Below are 17,613 nucleotides of genomic sequence, written 5' to 3'. Positions count from 1 at the left end.
GGTTTTGAAAAGGCCCGCAGGAAATCTCTGCGGGCCTTTTAGTTAAAAAGAGTAAAAAAAACGACCCATCGATAGGGGGGAAGCAGGCTTTTACTGTCAGGAAAGCAAATACAATCCGAACAGTAAACAGCAACTATCATGGACGTAAAGCAACTAGAGCAGGAACTGCTCCCTCTGACAACCTATGCCGTTCCGGTGATTCTGATTTCCGTAGTCCTCGAATGGTGGATAACCCGGCATGATGAGGAACACCGCTACCACGCCCGCGATTTCTGGGCTTCTCTGGGAATCGGAGCCGGGAGCCTGGTGATCAATGCGATTTTAAAAACGAGCGTTTTTGCCTTTGGACTCTTCTTTTACCACCTGATTCCCTGGCGGATTGAAACCGCCTGGTGGACCTGGATTCTGGGGTATTTACTTATTGACCTCTGCAATTATTTTGCACACTTCATTGCCCATAAACAGCGCGTTTGGTGGGCTACTCACGTGACGCATCATTCCTCCGAGCACCTCAATTTCACCACCGCCTTTCGTAATTCCTGGACGCAACATCTTAAGCTAATTTTTTTCATTCCGGCCTGGGCGTCGGGTATTGATCCGATTGTGTTATTTACCTGTTACCAGATTGACTTACTGTACCAATTCTGGATTCACACGGAAGTGATTCGCAAGATGCCACGCTGGTTTGAAGCCATTTTTGTGACGCCTTCTCACCACCGGGTGCACCACGGCTCCAACCCCCGCTTCATTGACAAGAATTTTGGCTCTTCGCTCATTATCTGGGACCGATTGTTTGGGACATTTCAGGAAGAAGACGAAGTGCCTGAATACGGTCTGACGAAGCCTATTGAGTCTTTTAATCCGGTTTACCTAAATTTTCACGTCTGGATTGACATCTGGCGGGATGTGCGGCAGGCAAAATCGGTCCGGGCTGCTTTATCTGTACTGTTCGGGCCTCCCTGATCAAAAAAGCCCAACGAAAACTAGTTTCGTTGGGCTTTTTTGATCTTGTATTTTTATTAGGCAACTGCCTCGTACAATGTGTCCCGTTGCGCCTTCACGCGTTCGTCGGTCAGGTATTCATCGTACGTCATCAGCTTATCCAAGTGAGCATTTGGCGTGATTTCGATAATGCGATTAGCAATTGTCTGCACAAACTGGTGGTCATGCGAGGTAAAGAGAATCGGACCTTTAAAATCGATCAAGCCGTTGTTCAGGGCCGTAATGGACTCCAGATCAAGGTGGTTGGTCGGCTCATCCAGAATGAGAAGATTAGACGATGAAAGCATCATTTTTGATAGCATACACCGTACTTTTTCTCCCCCCGATAATACGGTCGATTTCTTCAGTGATTCTTCGCCGGAGAATAGCATCCGACCCAGGAAGCCCCGAATAAAGCTCTCGTCTTTTTCTTCCGAATATTGACGCAGCCAGTCAACCAGATTCAGGTCATTCTGGAAGAATTTATCTTTAGCTGTATCATTAGGGAAATAAGAGGGCGTGATGGTAACACCCCATTTAAATTCACCCGAATCAGCTTGTTTGTCACCATTCAGAATATCAAACAGTGCCGTTACGGCCAGACCATCGCGACTAAAGAAGAATATTTTATCCCCTTTCCGCATGGTGAACGAGAGGTTCTCAAAAAGTTTCGTTCCGTCTTCGCCCGTATACGTCAAGTTTTCAACCGTCAGGATCTGGTCACCCGGTTCACGTTCCGGCTTGAAGTTGATGTACGGATATTTCCGCGATGAAGGGGCAATATCGTCGAGGGTCAGTTTGTCCAGCAATTTCGCCCGGCTGGTAGCCTGCTTTGACTTAGAAGCATTGGCCGAGAAACGACGAATAAATTCCTCAAGTTCTTTCCGCTTGTCTTCCGTGCGCTTGTTTTGATCCTGGCGTTGTTTCAGCGCCAATTGGCTTGATTCATACCAGAACGTATAGTTTCCGGTATACACCTTCACCTTACCAAAATCAATGTCGATAATGTGCGTACAAACCTGATCCAAGAAGTGGCGGTCGTGGGAAACCACAATCACCGTATTTTGGAAATTAGCCAGGAAGTTTTCCAGCCAGATGCTCGATTCAACGTCCAGGTTGTTGGTTGGCTCATCCAAAAGCAGGATGTCAGGGTTACCGAAAAGTGCCTGCGCCAGCAAGACACGCACTTTCTCCGAACCGTTCAGATCAGCCATGAGGCTGTAATGAATGTCTTCCTTAATGCCAAGCCCGCTCAGCAAGGAGGCTGCGTCGGATTCTGCATCCCAGCCGTTCATCTCGGCAAACTCCGCTTCCAGTTCGGCGGCTCGTTCGCCGTCAGCATCGGTAAAGTCGGTTTTGGCGTATAGCGTGTCCTTTTCCTGCATAATGTTCCACAGGCGTTCATTACCCATGATAACCGTTTGCAGAACCGGAAATTCATCGAAAGCGAACTGATTCTGTTTCAGAACCGACATCCGCTCACCCGGAGAAATAGACACCGATCCACTCTGGGGATCAATTTCGCCAGCCAGAATTTTCAGGAAAGTAGATTTTCCCGCGCCGTTAGCGCCGATAACGCCGTAGCAGTTTCCCGGCGTGAATTTGATATTTACGTCATCAAACAGCGTCCGTTTGCCATACCGCAATGAGACGTTTTGTACTGAAACCATTGCTTAATTCTTTCTTAAATGTAAACCAGATTTCCGGCGAACCGTTTTTCCGGTTCAGTTCGGGTGCAAAGATATGCTTTTTTGGGCAGAAAAGGGAGTTTTCAGCCCATCCATAACATAACCCAGAAATGGCTTAAAGTTGTTCCCTGATCGTATGTGAGTTTATTATTTATCCGAAAGCGAGGGGTTTATGCCTTTCCATTTTACGGCCTCATTTGACAAAAGCCAGGTTTTTCCCTTGTCGTTATTTCCCTGGAAAAAAAGGTACGTTTTACCCTTGGTATCGGCAAAAATATGCGGATGGCCCGACTCGCTGGCATTCCATTCGCCAGGAGCGCCGTTTTTCAGAAAAGGCTCCTGCTGCATGCGCTCCCAATGCAGACCGTCCTTGCTGCGGGCAATGCCGATTTGCTGCGGCCAGTTGTTGTAAGCGCCGGCGTAAAACATCACCAACTCACCATTGCGTTCAATCAGGGAAGGCGCTTCGATGCATTCTCCTTCCCAGGGAAGCTCGGGTTTGAGAATAGGTCCATCCGTTGACAGCATCTTCCAGTCCTCGCGGTTAAAATTGGTATTGGCTGGTGCAGCGGCCACCCCAATCATCTGAATTTTGTAGGCCGGGTCACGCGTTGCAAAATAAAGAAGATACTGATCGTTAAAACGATATACTTCCGCATCGATGGCGCGGCCACAGTTCCAGTTGCCGGTAGGGCGGAAAATCGGGTTGGTCGGATTGCGGGTAAAATGAATGCCGTCTTCCGACCAGGCATGGCAAATGGCATCTTTAGGCCCATTGCCGTAGGTCTGGTAGAAAAGGTGAACTTTCCCGTCTTTCACTAAAGCCCCCGGTGCGCAGATTCCTGACTTTTCGTACTCGGCAGCGGCGGGGATTTCGTCAATTTTCTCCCAATCCACTAGGTTTTTGCTTTGCGCGACACCAATCCCCCAACCGTGTTTTACGCCTTGCGCATCGGTATAAGCCGGAACCGAATAATACATCAGGTAGCGATTCTTGAAATGAACCACGTGGGGGTCTTTGGCATACGGACGATTCAGACGCGATTTATCGCCGAACATCATCTTAGGTTTGGGCTTTGGTAACGTACTGCGTAGCCCGCAGCCAATTGATACGATCAAGAATGAAAAACAAACGAGTAAAAAGCGGGAAAGCATAGGCAGGTAGTTTTTCAAAAAAAGCGGACGATAATTGATTTCTACTAAAAAGAAAGTGAGCAACCAAACCGAATCGCTCAATGAGCGGGTTTCGATCTGGTTGCTCACAACTATTTACGTCAGGCCTTGCTTAGTTGTCGCCGGGGCCACCGCCACCAGGACCGCCGGGGCGACCACCGCCGGGAAAACCGCCCCGTTCCCGGAAACGCTCCCGGAAGTTTTCGCGGTTATTTTCACCTTCCTGGTTGTTATTTCTGCTGCCGCCTTTAAACTGCCGTAGCGTATACGTAAAGGTTAGCATAAAATAGCGTTGCAGAACAAGCGACTGAGTCGTCTGGAAATAGGTATCGGTCAGGTTCTGGCTGATGCTTGAGTTTTGCTTCAGCAAGTCAAATACCGCCAGTTTTAGCTCACCACGCTGGTTTTTCAGGAATTTTTTACCAAAAGCGGCATTCCAGAGCGTAAATCGTTGGTTGAAATTGCCTTCAAACGATTTGTAGTATTGGTTGTTAATATCCGTCTGGAACAGGAAGCCAGGGCCAAAAATCCAGTTAAGTCGGGCAGACGTAGTTTGCGAGAAATAACTGCTGTTCGATCGAGACTGAATCGTATTATTGATATCGTTGTAGTTCATGAAATACGATACCGAGAAATCAATCTTCTGGCTGATGTTACTATTCAACGAAATTCCTTGTGTAAAGGTCGATCCTTTTGAATAGTTAATCTGATTGTTGATCTGGCTTGGCGTACGGCTGTAATTATACCCAAAATTAACGCTCAGGTTGGTTTTGATAAAGGTGAGCGGCATACTATACGTCACAAAAGACCGCATGGTATAAAAACCATTCAGGTTGATTGGGCGCGACAGCTGCACCCCCCGGCCAATAATCGAATCGTTCGGAAGGGTAGCCGTTCCGTCGCTGATCAGAGTTGAGTTACCAATGTAATTGTTGGTGACGCTACCGCCCAGCAAGAAGAAAAGGCTCCGCGACTTCTGGGGTTTCGTAAAGGTGTATCGCGCGAATAGGTTGTGGTTATACGATTGTTTTAGGTCCGGGTTACCAGCCGTCAGGAAGAGCGGATTGGTGTTGTCGATCACGTTTTGCAACTGAGTTACCGAAGGGGCCTGGGTGTTCGTTCGGTAGAAAACCCGGACTCGGTTATCGGTATTAATCCGGTAATCCAGGTTGGCCGAAGGTAAGAAGTTGTCGAACGTAGCCCGAACGTTATTCTGGCGCGGATAGGTCTGCTCACTAATCAAATCGGCGCGTTGGTACGACAGGTCGGCGTTGAAACCGATTTTCTGATTGCGAAGGTTGTACCCGATAGCCGCCCGGTTGGTCAGGTAATCGTTCTGGAAATTGTTAGACAGCAACAGATTTGGGCGATCGTATTGGTTTGTCTCAAAATTAAACTGCCGCGTATCTCGCTCCGAATCGCTGTATTGGTACGAAGTGTTGTATGTAAACTGTAACTGGCTAACTTTATTCAGCGGCTCTGTGTACGACAAATTTCCCGAGAACTGATAGGTCGGATTGGTCGAGATCGTGCGTTGCTGAATTACTTCGGCGTAGGTAGTATCACCAAAATACTCGTTTTCCGAGAATTGAAAATTCGTGTTCCGGCGGTTAGACAGGTTGGTTCCCAGGTTAGCCGAAAAACTCCGTCCTTGTTTTTCAAAGCGGTGCCGGAAAAGAATGTTGTTTCCAAACGTATAACCGCGCCCATTAGAATTGTACCGGCTAGCCGTTGTATTCAGTGGCACACTATCTGGCAAGGTAGTCGCAGCATCTACCGTTCGGTTGGAGTTGTTGTTCTGGAAACTAATTCGGGGTGTAATCAGGATCGAGTTGCGCTTGTTGATGTTGTATTCGATGCGGGCGTCGATCCGGTGGTTGTAGTTGTCGCTTAGACTTCCGCTGTTCGATTTGTAAAACTGCCTGTTATTGCCCGGTAAAAAATATTCCCGATAGTCGAATTGTGAATTGCGATTGTTGCTGTTATTGAAAAAATAGCTTCCCCGGAAGGTTACTTTTTTCCCCCAGTCGTCCGAGAAGTTCAAGCCAATGGAGTTTGTCCGGCTAATACCGCTTTGCTGACCAATCTGGAAGTTCCCACCCCCGCCACCAAAGCCGCCGCCGCCTCCACCGCCGCCGCGTCCGCCACCCCCACCAGGGCGTCCGCCTCCGCCTCCACCGCCGCTATTAACGCCAAGCAGGTCCTGGGAAGAGAAGTTTTGCTGATTAACGTTATTGCTCAAACCGACAATCGACAAGCGGCGCGCACCTTTAAAAAAGTTAATGTTTCCACCGGCAGAATAGGCATCGTTGGTTCCGTAGCCACCGTACACCCGGCCAAACGTGCCCGTTTGCCGGTCACCCCGCGTAACGATGTTGATGGTTTTTGTGGTATTGCCGTCGTTGAAGCCCGTAAACTGCGACTGATCGCTCAAACGGTCGAATACTTCGATTTTGTCGATGACTTCGGCGGGTAAATTTCGAAGCGCTACGGATGGATCATCCCCGAAAAAAGGCTTCCCATCCACCAGTACCTGCTGCACGTTTTCGCCCTGGGTTTTGACGGTTCCGTTTTCGATGGTGATGCCGGGAAGCTTCCGAACAAGGTCTTCGGTGGTAGCGTCCTGATTCACTTTGTAAGCACTGGCATTAAACTGGAGTGTATCGCCTTTCTGCTGCGCGCCGGGCGTTTGGCCCACAATGGTCACTTCCTTGAGCGTCTTTGCGTTTTCCTGAAGCACCAGACTGCCCAGATCCTCAATCGATTGCTGAACGTTGACCGTACGCGAAAAATCCAGAAAGCCCAGGTAAGACGCCCGGATCTGGTAAGCTTGTTGATTTAAACCTGTAAAAAGAAATACGCCCGCCGTATCCGTAATCATGTATTGCTTGACGGTCGTATCTGTTTGGGAAATCAACGTGATTGGTACACCAATCAAGGCCTGATTCGCTTTGTCAGTAAATTTCCCGGTTAATTGGTTCGTCTGTGCCAGCAATGGCAATGAACTCAGCCAAAAGCCTGCCCATAAAAGGTAACGGGCAGACTTTGAACTGAATAAAGCATTTAAACAGACTATTCCACGAATGTGGCGATCTTTCATGATGCGTGAATGTAGATAGGTAACATTTGGTAGGACAGGGTATTACTTGTTTTCGCGGGGTGGGCGCTGGCCTCCACGGCCACCTGCCTGTTCTTCTTTAAATGCACCTTTCGCATCGAAAACCAGCCGCTTCCGCGTTGAGTCAGCCGCCACAACCATGACGTGATAATTCTCTTCCTTATCCTTAAAAGTCCGGCGAACGGTTACCTGGGGATATTTCTCTTTCACATAGGTTGTGATGGGAGCAGGTATAGCACTGGCTTCAACGGGGGTCATATCCCGAAAACGGCCACCGCCGCCGCCACCTTGTTGAGCATAACTTTCACTAACGACCAGCGCCAGAAGGAGCGCAGTACCTGCGATTACTTTTTTCATGGAGAAATTTGATTAAGGTTATACGGGCTTAGGTACGGGTTTGCCAGAAAACCTGCGGGTATTCTTAAAAAAATATTATTTTTCTTTGGAGCCACTGGGAATAAGTGGCTTACGAGACCGTTGTATTGCCTACTTTGCCAAATACTTAATCAATTTAGTTTAGGGCGATCAAAAGAGTTGAGTTTCTCCTTTACCCGCTTCCAGCCGCAAAACCTGGGTAACGCAGCGGGGAATTTCTTCGGGATAATGGGAGACATAGAGGAGTGTCCGTTCTGAAGACTGACAGAGTTCATCAACCAGATCGCGGAAACGGGCAATGTGCGCAGGATCGAGGCCCTGGCAGGGTTCGTCCAGAATGAGAAGGGGCGGATTTTTAACGAGTGCCCGTGCCAGAAGAACCCAGCGTTGCTGACCTGTAGACAGTTGCTCGAGTCGCTTGTCGCGGAGGGATTGGATACGCAGTAGGCTTAGCACAAAATCGGTCGATTCAGCCTGCTCCATAGTCAGTTTTCGAAACAAACCGGCGGTATCGAATAGCCCCGACGCGACCACTTTCCAAACGGGCTGCTCGCGGGGGAAATACAAATGAAGTTCCGGCGACACAAAACCAATGTTGCGTTTAATGTCCCAAATGCTTTCTCCTGTGCCCCGTTTCCGGTCAAACAGGTCGTAATCATTTCGGTAACCCTGAGGGTTATCAGCCGTAATCAGGCTCAATAAAGTCGACTTGCCGGAGCCGTTGGGACCCAATACGGCCCATTTCTGACCACGGAGAACTTCCCAGGTCAGGTTATCCAGAACGGTCTTATCGCCGTACCGGATCGTGACGTTGCGCATCCGAATGGTAGCCTCAAACGAAGTAGGCAAATTCGACAGCCAGCGGGGGAGTAAGCTGGGGTCGGTTAGCGATTCCGGTGTCGATTCGGTCAGGGCGGGCATCTCCGTTTTGGGGCCTTGCCAGCTAATGCTTCCGTCGGTCAGCTCAAGAACATGGGTGATGCAGTCTGGAATTTCGCGGGGCGTTGTAACCAGTATCAGCGCGGTTCCGGTGGTGGCGACGCGGTTCAGGATAGCGTGTAAGCGGGCACGACTGGCGGTATCCAACCCGCCAAACGGATTATCCAGCAACAGAACGGCGGGGCGGCGCAAAAGCGAACGGGCCAGCAAGGTCCGGCGGGTTTCGCCGTTCGAAAGAGAAGTCAGGCGGCGATCCAGAAGGTGAGAAATCTGCACCCAATCCGCTATTTCTGCCAGCCAGGTTTCGTCATAGGCCAGCGGCGGCAAGGTGATCGACTCGGCGTCTAAAGTCCCATACGGGCGCACCTGATTTTGCAGAACTTCCCAGACGGTTGGCGCTTCCGCAGCCGTATCGGAGGTATAGCGCTGCTGGTAAAACTGAGCTGCCGCTGCCACATTTCGGTCAAAACTATAGTCCGTTGCTACGCGTTCCACAACCTGGCGCAGCGGCCCGGTCGGATGCTGAAACTGACCGCTGTAGACGGGTAGGTTCCCGGCCAAGGCTTCGAGAAAAGAGGATTTTCCTGAGCCGGTAGCACCCAGAATGGCCCAGTTCTGACCAGCCTGGAGTGTCCAGGTTATGTTCTGTAAAACAGTTCCGGTTGGTCGGCGGATGATAGCGTTTTCTAGCTGGAGTAACGGAGTGGCAGGCATTGAAGGAAAATTAAACACGCATAATTGAGAGGGCAAAGATGCGATCAATTTTCTCTTTTTGGAAACTCAGGATTGGCCTTAATCCCAAACTGCTCGCTTGGAGAACATTATTTATACAGGTTCAACGAAATAAAAAACCAACGAGTGAGCGGCTAAAAGGGGTTTTGCAAAATAAATGCATTCCAGTCGAGGGTGGATTGATAGGTGTATTCCCGCCAGTTGCCAATCAGGCCGTCGCGAATTCGAATGCTAACCATTCCGTGGACGGTAGCGCCGTTGGTCAACGAGAATTCGCCCGAACCAACTTGCGCCTGTTCATCGAATGCTAAATGGTGCCAGATCATTTGCATGACTTTGGGTCGGCCTTTGTAACCGCCAAAAAACTCAAAAAGCCGGTCGCGGCCGCGGTAAATCTGCTTATTGGGTGGTTCGGAATAAATGGCATCCAGGGCAAAACAGTCAGCAGCTTTTCGGGCATTGTTTTCGTTCATCCCGGCGGCCACAGTTTGCATAAGCCGCATAAATTCTGCCCGACTGACCGGCTTCTGCCTGGTTGACTGGCCGACGCAAGTCGTCAAAATTCCTAGTGAAATGGTTAAGAAAAGTACGAGTTGTTTCATCGATCGGTGGTATCTCTTGTTGAAACGTCATTTTGCAGACTACAGTATTTGTAAAAGAGCAAAGTCAGTAATTGAGTAACATTTACGCCTCAACCCGGTTTTTATCAGCATCGTCAAGGCCGGTGACCGTTCATAGCAATCACTTAGGGGAATCGGTTACAAGGCCGTAATTTTGACTCATTAATCACTGAAAAACAGTCAATATTGGGTGTTATTCCTTGATTAGTTGGAAAATAGAACAGTTTCATTCTTATTTGAATCAGCAACTTATTTCTATGCCAGAACCAGAAAAAAATACCGACCTGGAAGGATTTGGGAAGAAAATTCTGAGCTTCTTTATCAAAGAAGCACCGGAACAGCCAAAGCCCGCCGCCGCGCCGTCAACCGCCCCGCCGCAGAACCCAGGACCGGTTATGCCGACGAATGTGCCTGAACCTCAGCCCCAGTCCCAGTCGGGAACAGTCGCTGCTAAATTCATCGAACATTTTGGCAGTGTTTTAGAGAGAACCAATTTGAAAGGGCCAGATTATTTTGAGTTTCGGGAAATTCTGAGCAACCTGTCTAATCTGGGCCTAAGCGAAGAAAAGCAGTTTCAGGCTGCCTGGGCAAGTTTTAGAGCGATGGCCGGACCAGCCGCTGGTGACGTTTCGGTGTTAACAACGGCGGCAGGGCAATACGTGGCGGCCCTCAACAAGGACCGCGAAGAGTTTCTGAAAAGCGTTGATACGGCCATTGCTGAAAAAGTGGGCGGGTTGCAAAACGAGCAAAAGAATCTGAAAGCCCAGAATGAAGAACTGGCCCGACAGATTCAGGAACTTCAGCAACGCATGAAAGCAAACGACGAGCGATTGTCGCAAATAAACGGGGAAGTGGACGAACAAAGCCACAAAATTACCCAAAACAAACAAGCATACGAGATGACCTTTGACACCTTCGTGGAACAGATCAAAGCAGACATCTTGAAAATACAGACTCATTTAAAAAGCTGACTATAACTAACCAACATGGCAACAACTCCTGATTTTTCACAACTGGGTGGTAATGCAGAAGGGGATAAGCGTTCGTTCTGGAGTCGTCCGGAAGGCATCGTTGGACTGCTCTTTATGGCAGCCATTGGGGCGATGGGATTGGTATATTTTAACCGGATTGTCGAGTTTTTGATCCGTGTTACCGAAAATACCTTGTACCTGGCGGGCTTACTGGCTGTATTGGGTCTTTTGATTTTTCTCATTACCAGCAAAGATGTTCGAACGGCGGTTTTCTTCCTGTTCAAAACGTTCATGCGCAAAATTGCGGGAACGGTGATTCAGCTCAATCCGATTGCGATTATGAAAATCTATGTTGATGATCTGAAAGACAAGCGCCGAAAAATGAACAGTCAAATTGATCAATTGGCGGGTCAATTGGTGAAGCTCAATAAGAAAATTGCGGAGAACAACGAGACCATTAAGCAGAAGTTTGCCGAGGCAAATCGGGCTAACACCATGACGGATCGACCCGGCATGCGCGAGGCGGCTTCGCTGGCAACCATCGAGGGCGCGGGCTTGCAGGAAATGAACGAGAAACTATTTCCGCTTCAGCGCAACATGAAAACGGTGCTGGAGTTCATGGAAAAAGTGAACAAGAGCGCCGACTATATTATCAAAGAAACGGAGATAAAAGTAAAACTGAAAGAGGTTGAATACCAGATTGTTAAAGAAAGTTCGAATGCGTTGCGCACGGCAGTAAGCATTTTCAAAGGCAATCCGGACAAAAAGTTTTACTTCGACGAATCGATGGAATACATCCAAGATGACATGAGCCGGAAATTGGGTGAAATGAAGCGAGCCATGGATCTTTCGATGGATTTTATCAACTCGGTGGATATTCAGAATGGCGTTTTGTCGGACAAAGGCCAGGCCATGCTTCAAGCGTATAATCAAGGACAGTTCAAGTTGATTCAACTCGATCATCCAGAGCCGCCGACAAGTACGCCAAAGTCGATCAATCCGCCTAAAGACGCGGGTTACCGCAACCTTTTAGATTAAATTTCTTGATCCCCAACCACTTATTCACACAATCCTAATTTCAAATCTATGCAACGACTAACTGTAGCCGGTCGGCTTTTAATAACCCTGTTGATTCTTGCGGGTATCTATTTTGGTTTACGCACGTTTGGCGGCATCGACTTGCTGAAAAGCCTGCAAGGAAAGCCCAACACGGAGCAGGCAGACGCCACAGCCACAGACACCGAATCGCCTGATTTAGCGACTGCGGAAGAGACAGGTAATTCATCGGAAGCATCCTCTTCGGCTTCGCCTAATGTGGCTACGGCTGACCGACCCACGTTTAATTTCACGCCGCCAGCGCCACAAAATGGTAAATTAAAAGGAGTGGTTGAGTTAGGGGCCAGTGGCTTCAATTCATTCATCATTCGCGTGGATGAGCAGAAAAACTGGAAGCTGGAAAAAGCTGATTTCGGCAATAGTCTTGTTCTGGAAAACATGGCGACCGACCTCGATATTCGCGAAGGTTTGAAGAAATACATTGCCGAGATGCTCAACTTTGGCGTTAGTGGTCGCGATATACACTTTGTAGTTAGCTCTGGAGCTGTCAAGGCGGAGAATACGCAAAAAATCATCAAGGCTCTGAAATCGCTCAATTACTTCGTCAATACGGTCACGGCTGAGCAGGAAGGTCGTCTGGCCCTGCGCTCAGTTTTGCCGGATGACTACAAAGACAAAGCTTTTGTGGTGGACATTGGCTCGGGAAATACCAAAATTTCGTGGGTGAATGGTGGGCAGACAAAGGCCTTGGAATCGTACGGGGCTAAGTATTTCCAGGAAGGAACGACCGACTCAAAAGTGTATGATGCTGTAAAAGCAGAGGCAACCAAAGTGCCGGAGGCAAACCGCAAAACGTGCTTCATTATTGGTGGCGTTCCATTCGAGCTGGCGAAACAAGTTCGTAACGGTAAAGAGCGCTACACCGTATTGAATACGCCCGCCAACTATAAAGGGGATAATGCCAAAAATAAAGCCGGTCTGAATATTTACAAAGCCATTGCCGACGCCACGGGCTGTGATCAGTTTGTTTTCGACTGGGACGCAAACTTCACCATTGGGTATCTTCTTACGCTGAAATGAAGAACAGGTGGCGGGTAATTTCTTTATTCGCCACCCTCCTTAAACCCCATGACGCTCCGCGATTTCTTTCAAGCTGTTTCCGCCCAACCGGCTTTACTCATGGTCTTGCTGCTGGCGATACCGGCACTGGCTATACTGGTGAATTTATGGGCGGGAGAAACAGCGGAGGCAATTTGGCGGTGGCGTTATGTTTATGCAGCATTGGTTTATCTGGCGTGTATTCCAGGTGTTTTTGCGATTACCCTGAATGCGTATCTGTTTCTGTTTGAACGGCAAAGCATTTGGTCGATGAACCTGGTGACGCAGGTGCTTCCTATTCTCACAATGGCGGGAACGCTCCTGGTTATTCGACGAAAAATACCGTTCAAATACGTGCCGGGTTTCGGGAAAATCTCGGGCTTTATGACCTTAATTGCCGCCGTGATGGGCATTTTATGGTTTATTGACCGGACGCGCATTTACGCCGTTACTTACATTCCCTTTGCGTACATCGCCATTGGTTTTGTGGGTTTGCTGATTCTGATTCGGTTTGCGTGGAGCAAGATTTTCTAGGGGCACCGAATAAGTGCTGACCAAGCGTCAATTAACTTTTTCTTATTGGCGTAGTTTATAAAATAAACGGGACTTCAGAATACGATGGAAAGAATGTTTATTGTGCACGTTGTCGCTACGGACGAATATGGCACCCAAACTGAGTCAACTATTCCGGTTAAGCTAACCGAAGATGCAGTTCAGCAGGAAATAGAAGAAGACCTGGACGAACAGTATCCACACTTAAAGCATCGCGTGACTAACATTGAGGAATTGAAAACGCCGGATGAAGTTGAAAACTGGCACAATTCGTACCTAGGCACGATTTTAGGACCAGAAAATCACCCGGAGGACCCGAATAAAAACGATTAACAAAAAGGGGAAAGACCATTTAGACGGTCTTTCCCCTTTTTGCTTTTATGGACTGAGAGAAGATTTGAAATTATAGTAAAATTTCTCTTCCTTTCGCCAGTGCTTTGTCTAAGCCTGAGGCATCAGTGCCACCCGCTGTAGCAAAGAAAGGCTGGCCACCGCCACCGCCCCGGATTTCTTTAGCTAGCTCTTTCACTACATTACCCGCGTGAAGGTTTTTCGTTTTAACCAGTTCGTCCGGGAACATAACGGCCAGTTGGGGCTTACCATTGATGTCGGCACCCAGCACCAGGGCTAGATTATCCAGCTTTGCTTTCAGATCGTAAGCCAATTGTTTCAGTGCATCCGCTGACGAAACCTCGACGCGTTCCACCAGGACATAATGCCCGTTCGATGAATGCACTTTAGTTAGCAAATCAGCTTTAACCTGCTGTAATTTATCGTTTTCAAGGGCTTCAATTTTCTTCTGTAACTGGCTACGTTCATCAAGTAAACTCTGCACCGCTTTCACAACGTCTTTAGGCGCTTTAAGAAGCTCCTTCAGTTCACTAATGACGGCAGCCTGCTCGTTAAGCAAAGTGAGGGCTTTTTCCGCCGTTACCGCTTCAACACGCCGCACGCCAGTGGCTACTGAACCTTCAGAGATGAATTTAAACAAGCCAATTTGACCCGTCGATGGAACGTGAGTCCCACCGCAGAGTTCAACAGAGTAAGCCGGATCAAAGGTAATGACCCGCACAAAGTCGCCGTATTTTTCGCCGAACAAAGCCGTAGCGCCCAGGTTCTTCGCCTCATCGATGGGGACGTTCCGTTTTTCATCCAGCGGAATATTCTCACGGATTTTCTCGTTTACGATGCGTTCTACTTCAGCTAGTTCACTATCGGTGACTTTAGAGAAATGGGAGAAGTCGAACCGCAGTACATCAGGACTAACCAGCGATCCTTTCTGGGCTACGTGCGTACCCAGTACGTCCCGCAAGGCGGCGTGCAATAGGTGCGTAGCGGAGTGATTGTCTTCAATAGCTTCCCGACGATTCGCATCTATTTTGGCGACAACGGCTTTATGATTAGCCAATACATCATCCAGATCCGTATCGTTGGAAATATGAATAATCAGGTCATTTTCCTTTTTCGTATCCGCGATGCGAACCAGCACGGTTTCGCTGCCATACTGCACTTCCAGCACGCCCGTGTCGCCAACCTGTCCTCCTGATTCGGCGTAGAAAGGAGTCCGGTCGAGCACGATCTGGTATTGCGTTCCCTGCTTGTTCTGCACTTTGCGGAAGCGCGCAATGCGCGCATCGGCTACTACTTCGTCGTAACCCAGAAACTCAACCCGGTCGATATCGGTCAACTCAGTCCAGTCGCCGGTAGAAGAAGCGGCGTCTTTCCGCGACCGTTCTTTCTGCTGTCTCAGCGCTTTTTGGTAGCCTTCTTCATCAATAGAGAACCCTTGTTCGCGGGCAATCAATGCTGTTAAATCGACTGGAAAGCCGAACGTATCATTGAGTTCAAAAACGGTTTCGCCATCGATCACCTTTGTGCCCGTGGCGGTCAAGTCTGCCGTAATTTTGTCGAGTAGCTTAAGCCCATTTTCCAGGGTTCGCAGGAACGAAGCTTCTTCTTCCCGAATCACCGTAGCGACAAAATCACGCTGGGCGTTCAGTTCAGGGAAAACGTCGGCAAATTGCATAGCTAGTGTGGGCACTAGCTTGGTCATGAATGGCTCGGTAAAGCCGAGGTACGAATAGCCGTACCGCACGGCGCGGCGCAGAATCCGGCGAATGACGTAACCCGCCCGAGCGTTGGACGGAATCAAACCATCCGCAATGGCGAACGAAACGGCCCGGATGTGGTCGGAAATAACGCGCATGGCTACATCGCTGTATTCACGTTGCGTACCGCCGTAGGTTTTACCGGAAAGTTCTTCAATGACCCGAATCGTATGCGAGAAAACGTCGGTATCGTAGTTAGACAATTTGCTCTGAATAGCCATGCAGAGGCGCTCGAAGCCCATGCCCGTATCGACGTGGCGGGCGGGCAGTGGCTCCAGTGAACCGTCGGCTTTGCGGTTGAACTGCATGAAAACCAAGTTCCAGATTTCCACTACTTGTGGATGGTCGGCATTGACTAACTCTTTGCCCGGTTGCTGGTCAATATCAGCCTGTGGCCGCAAATCAACGTGGATTTCGGAGCAGGGGCCACAGGGACCCGTGTCACCCATTTCCCAGAAATTGTCTTTTTTATTACCTAAAATAATGCGATCCTCGCCAACAATGGGTTTCCATAAATCCCAGGCCTCCTGATCAAAAGGAACGTTATCTTTGTCATCACCCTGAAAAACAGAAACATAAAGTCGGTCTTTGGGTAGTTTATAGACTTCCGTCAAGAGTTCCCAGGCCCAGGTGATTGCCTCTTTTTTGAAGTAATCCCCAAAAGACCAGTTCCCCAGCATCTCGAACATCGTATGGTGATAGGTGTCGAAGCCGACATCTTCCAGGTCGTTATGCTTACCGGACACGCGCAGACACTTCTGGGTATCGGCAACGCGCTTTGAAGGAGGCGTACCATTTCCGAGGAAAAAATCCTTGAACTGGGCCATTCCTGAATTATTGAACATCAGCGTTGGGTCATTCTTGGCAACCAATGGCGCTGAGGAAACAATCAGGTGTTCTTTACTGCGGAAAAAATCTAAAAAATGCTGGCGAATTTCACTTGAGGTCATTGCTGATAGGGGCAAAGTTTCGCGTGCCAAAGTGCAAAAACGGTAAGCCTGTTAACCCAGCCAACCTTTAGCTTGTAACTTTGTCACTAATTAGTTGGCAAATTTAAGCCAAATCTTGATTTCAACCTTGCATTCAGCTGGCGGAGATTGATTTAGTTGGCGGTTGAGGAGTAATAAATGAGTACGATCGTTTGATGACCGGGATGAGGGTGCTCGTATTTACCCTTTATTACCTGTTTTAAGAGTTATTGAAAGGTGAGTTAAAGAGAGAGCAAGCTAATAGACTGTAGCTGCAGTGCGTATTACGCCTGATGGTTTAGCGGCGTTGCGGCAGGAAGAATGAAAATGTAATTTTTTTTGCTTGCGTTTTTTTTCGATTACCTGCAAGTTTGCTGTATGGAGGAGTTGACCAAGCGGTATTATGGCATTCGGGAAGTTGCCGATATGTTCGGGGTGAAGATCTCGAAGTTGCGTTTCTATGAAAAAGAGTTTCCCATGCTCAGTCCGCGCAAAAACCGCGCGGGCGACCGGATCTATACGAAAGAAGACATTGATCAAGTTCGCGAGATATTTGAACTAGTCGAGGAGAAAGGGTATACCCTGCCAGGCGCGCGGGAGTTTCTGAAAAGTCGGTCTTCCCGCCAGAGTGAGGTAAAACAAATGCTAAGCAAATTGCAGGAAATTCGGGGCTTTCTCGTGGAAATGCGTGACGACCTGGAAACCAAATAAGGAAAAGTAAAATAAAAGGTCTATTTACCATAGACCTTTTGGAAATATACTCAGTACTGGAAGTTCTATGAACGACTCTCCTGATCTAATTTTCTAATCTCCTCATCCGCATCAATGTCGATGGTCAAGTCATCGGCTTCGCCATCATAAGCGAGCGAATTAGAGCGTTGCTCTGCTGTATTGATTGCCGTATGCGTGTCAACGTGGAGAATCGTGTCGATTGCTTCGTCTCCTCCCTGGTTGTATGGATCTTCGCTACCCATTCCTAAATCAGTGAACATCGGAGCTGTATCAGCTTCGGTTAGGGGTGGTAGCTCATTTTCGGGCAGTTCCTCATAACGATCTTTGCCAGAGCCGTCAGAGTCTGATTGGTTTTGTCCGTAAGCTCCTGAATAAGTATCGGTTTGATAGGTACCTCCCTGTTGGATCGTTCCTTGCTCACTTGGTGGATTTGAGCTGTTGTCTTGTTGATTTTCCATAATGGGTTACATCTAAATTGAATGTTTGTTAAACCCAGTAAGGC

General features: G+C 48.5%; 15 protein-coding genes. 7 read left to right on the top strand and 8 right to left on the bottom strand.

Annotated elements, in window-relative coordinates:
- Positions 1 to 138: 138 nt before the first annotated feature.
- The gene (locus tag L0Y31_RS17310) at positions 139 to 963 is read left to right on the top strand and encodes a sterol desaturase family protein (protein WP_234734339.1); all 825 of its coding nucleotides are present in this window, start codon (positions 139 to 141) and stop codon (positions 961 to 963) included.
- 56 nt (positions 964 to 1,019) lie between these two features.
- Here the strand turns inward: L0Y31_RS17310 and L0Y31_RS17305 are convergent, their stop codons facing one another.
- The 6 genes from L0Y31_RS17305 to L0Y31_RS17280 form a co-directional block, all read right to left on the bottom strand.
- On the bottom strand, positions 1,020 to 2,651 hold the full coding sequence (locus L0Y31_RS17305) for an ABC-F family ATP-binding cassette domain-containing protein (RefSeq protein ID WP_234734338.1): 1,632 nt from the start codon (positions 2,649 to 2,651) through the stop codon (positions 1,020 to 1,022).
- 165 nt (positions 2,652 to 2,816) lie between these two features.
- Complete coding sequence (locus L0Y31_RS17300; RefSeq protein WP_234734337.1) at positions 2,817 to 3,932, bottom strand: family 43 glycosylhydrolase; 1,116 nt, start codon at positions 3,930 to 3,932, stop codon at positions 2,817 to 2,819.
- Positions 3,933 to 3,954: 22 nt separating this feature from the next.
- On the bottom strand, positions 3,955 to 6,942 hold the full coding sequence (locus tag L0Y31_RS17295) for a TonB-dependent receptor (RefSeq protein WP_234734336.1): 2,988 nt from the start codon (positions 6,940 to 6,942) through the stop codon (positions 3,955 to 3,957).
- Positions 6,943 to 6,984: 42 nt separating this feature from the next.
- Complete coding sequence (locus tag L0Y31_RS17290) at positions 6,985 to 7,317, bottom strand: hypothetical protein (RefSeq protein ID WP_234734335.1); 333 nt, start codon at positions 7,315 to 7,317, stop codon at positions 6,985 to 6,987.
- A gap of 168 nt (positions 7,318 to 7,485) precedes the next feature.
- Positions 7,486 to 8,988, bottom strand: a complete 1,503-nt coding sequence (locus tag L0Y31_RS17285) for an ATP-binding cassette domain-containing protein (protein ID WP_234734334.1) — start codon at positions 8,986 to 8,988, stop codon at positions 7,486 to 7,488.
- Between the two features lie 152 nt (positions 8,989 to 9,140).
- Positions 9,141 to 9,608: a nuclear transport factor 2 family protein gene (locus L0Y31_RS17280; RefSeq protein ID WP_234734333.1), complete on the bottom strand. Its 468-nt coding sequence runs from the start codon at positions 9,606 to 9,608 to the stop codon at positions 9,141 to 9,143.
- Positions 9,609 to 9,883: 275 nt separating this feature from the next.
- Here L0Y31_RS17280 and L0Y31_RS17275 point away from each other — a divergent pair, with 275 nt between their 5' ends.
- The 5 genes from L0Y31_RS17275 (at position 9,884) to L0Y31_RS17255 (ending at position 13,636) form a co-directional block, all read left to right on the top strand.
- The gene (locus L0Y31_RS17275; protein WP_234734332.1) at positions 9,884 to 10,597 is read left to right on the top strand and encodes an Atg14 domain-containing protein; all 714 of its coding nucleotides are present in this window, start codon (positions 9,884 to 9,886) and stop codon (positions 10,595 to 10,597) included.
- A gap of 15 nt (positions 10,598 to 10,612) precedes the next feature.
- Entirely contained in the window at positions 10,613 to 11,635 is a 1,023-nt protein-coding gene (locus L0Y31_RS17270; RefSeq protein WP_234734331.1) for a hypothetical protein, read from the top strand.
- Positions 11,636 to 11,683: 48 nt separating this feature from the next.
- Positions 11,684 to 12,733 (top strand): acetate and sugar kinases/Hsc70/actin family protein, encoded by a 1,050-nt coding sequence (locus L0Y31_RS17265; protein WP_234734330.1) that lies wholly within the window; start codon positions 11,684 to 11,686, stop codon positions 12,731 to 12,733.
- A 48-nt stretch (positions 12,734 to 12,781) separates the two neighbouring features.
- Positions 12,782 to 13,285: a hypothetical protein gene (locus L0Y31_RS17260; RefSeq protein WP_234734329.1), complete on the top strand. Its 504-nt coding sequence runs from the start codon at positions 12,782 to 12,784 to the stop codon at positions 13,283 to 13,285.
- Positions 13,286 to 13,369: 84 nt separating this feature from the next.
- Entirely contained in the window at positions 13,370 to 13,636 is a 267-nt protein-coding gene (locus tag L0Y31_RS17255; RefSeq protein WP_234734328.1) for a hypothetical protein, read from the top strand.
- A 70-nt stretch (positions 13,637 to 13,706) separates the two neighbouring features.
- Here L0Y31_RS17255 and alaS read toward each other — a convergent pair whose 3' ends face one another.
- Positions 13,707 to 16,361 carry an alanine--tRNA ligase gene (gene alaS / locus L0Y31_RS17250; RefSeq protein WP_234734327.1) on the bottom strand — a complete coding sequence of 885 codons (2,655 nt, stop codon included), beginning with the start codon at positions 16,359 to 16,361 and terminating at the stop codon, positions 13,707 to 13,709.
- A gap of 396 nt (positions 16,362 to 16,757) precedes the next feature.
- Between alaS and L0Y31_RS17245 the strand changes: the two genes are divergently transcribed.
- The gene (locus tag L0Y31_RS17245) at positions 16,758 to 17,090 is read left to right on the top strand and encodes a MerR family transcriptional regulator (protein ID WP_234734326.1); all 333 of its coding nucleotides are present in this window, start codon (positions 16,758 to 16,760) and stop codon (positions 17,088 to 17,090) included.
- A 65-nt stretch (positions 17,091 to 17,155) separates the two neighbouring features.
- On the opposite strand, the gene L0Y31_RS17240 is transcribed toward L0Y31_RS17245, so the two are convergent.
- The gene (locus tag L0Y31_RS17240; RefSeq protein ID WP_234734325.1) at positions 17,156 to 17,569 is read right to left on the bottom strand and encodes a hypothetical protein; all 414 of its coding nucleotides are present in this window, start codon (positions 17,567 to 17,569) and stop codon (positions 17,156 to 17,158) included.
- Between the last annotated feature and the right edge of the window lie 44 nt (positions 17,570 to 17,613).

The sequence above is a fragment of the Tellurirhabdus bombi genome (assembly GCF_021484805.1).
Lineage (GTDB): Bacteria > Bacteroidota > Bacteroidia > Cytophagales > Spirosomataceae > Tellurirhabdus > Tellurirhabdus bombi.
Note: the sequence above shows the minus strand (reverse complement) of the source record. Positions and strands in the feature narration are given on the sequence as shown.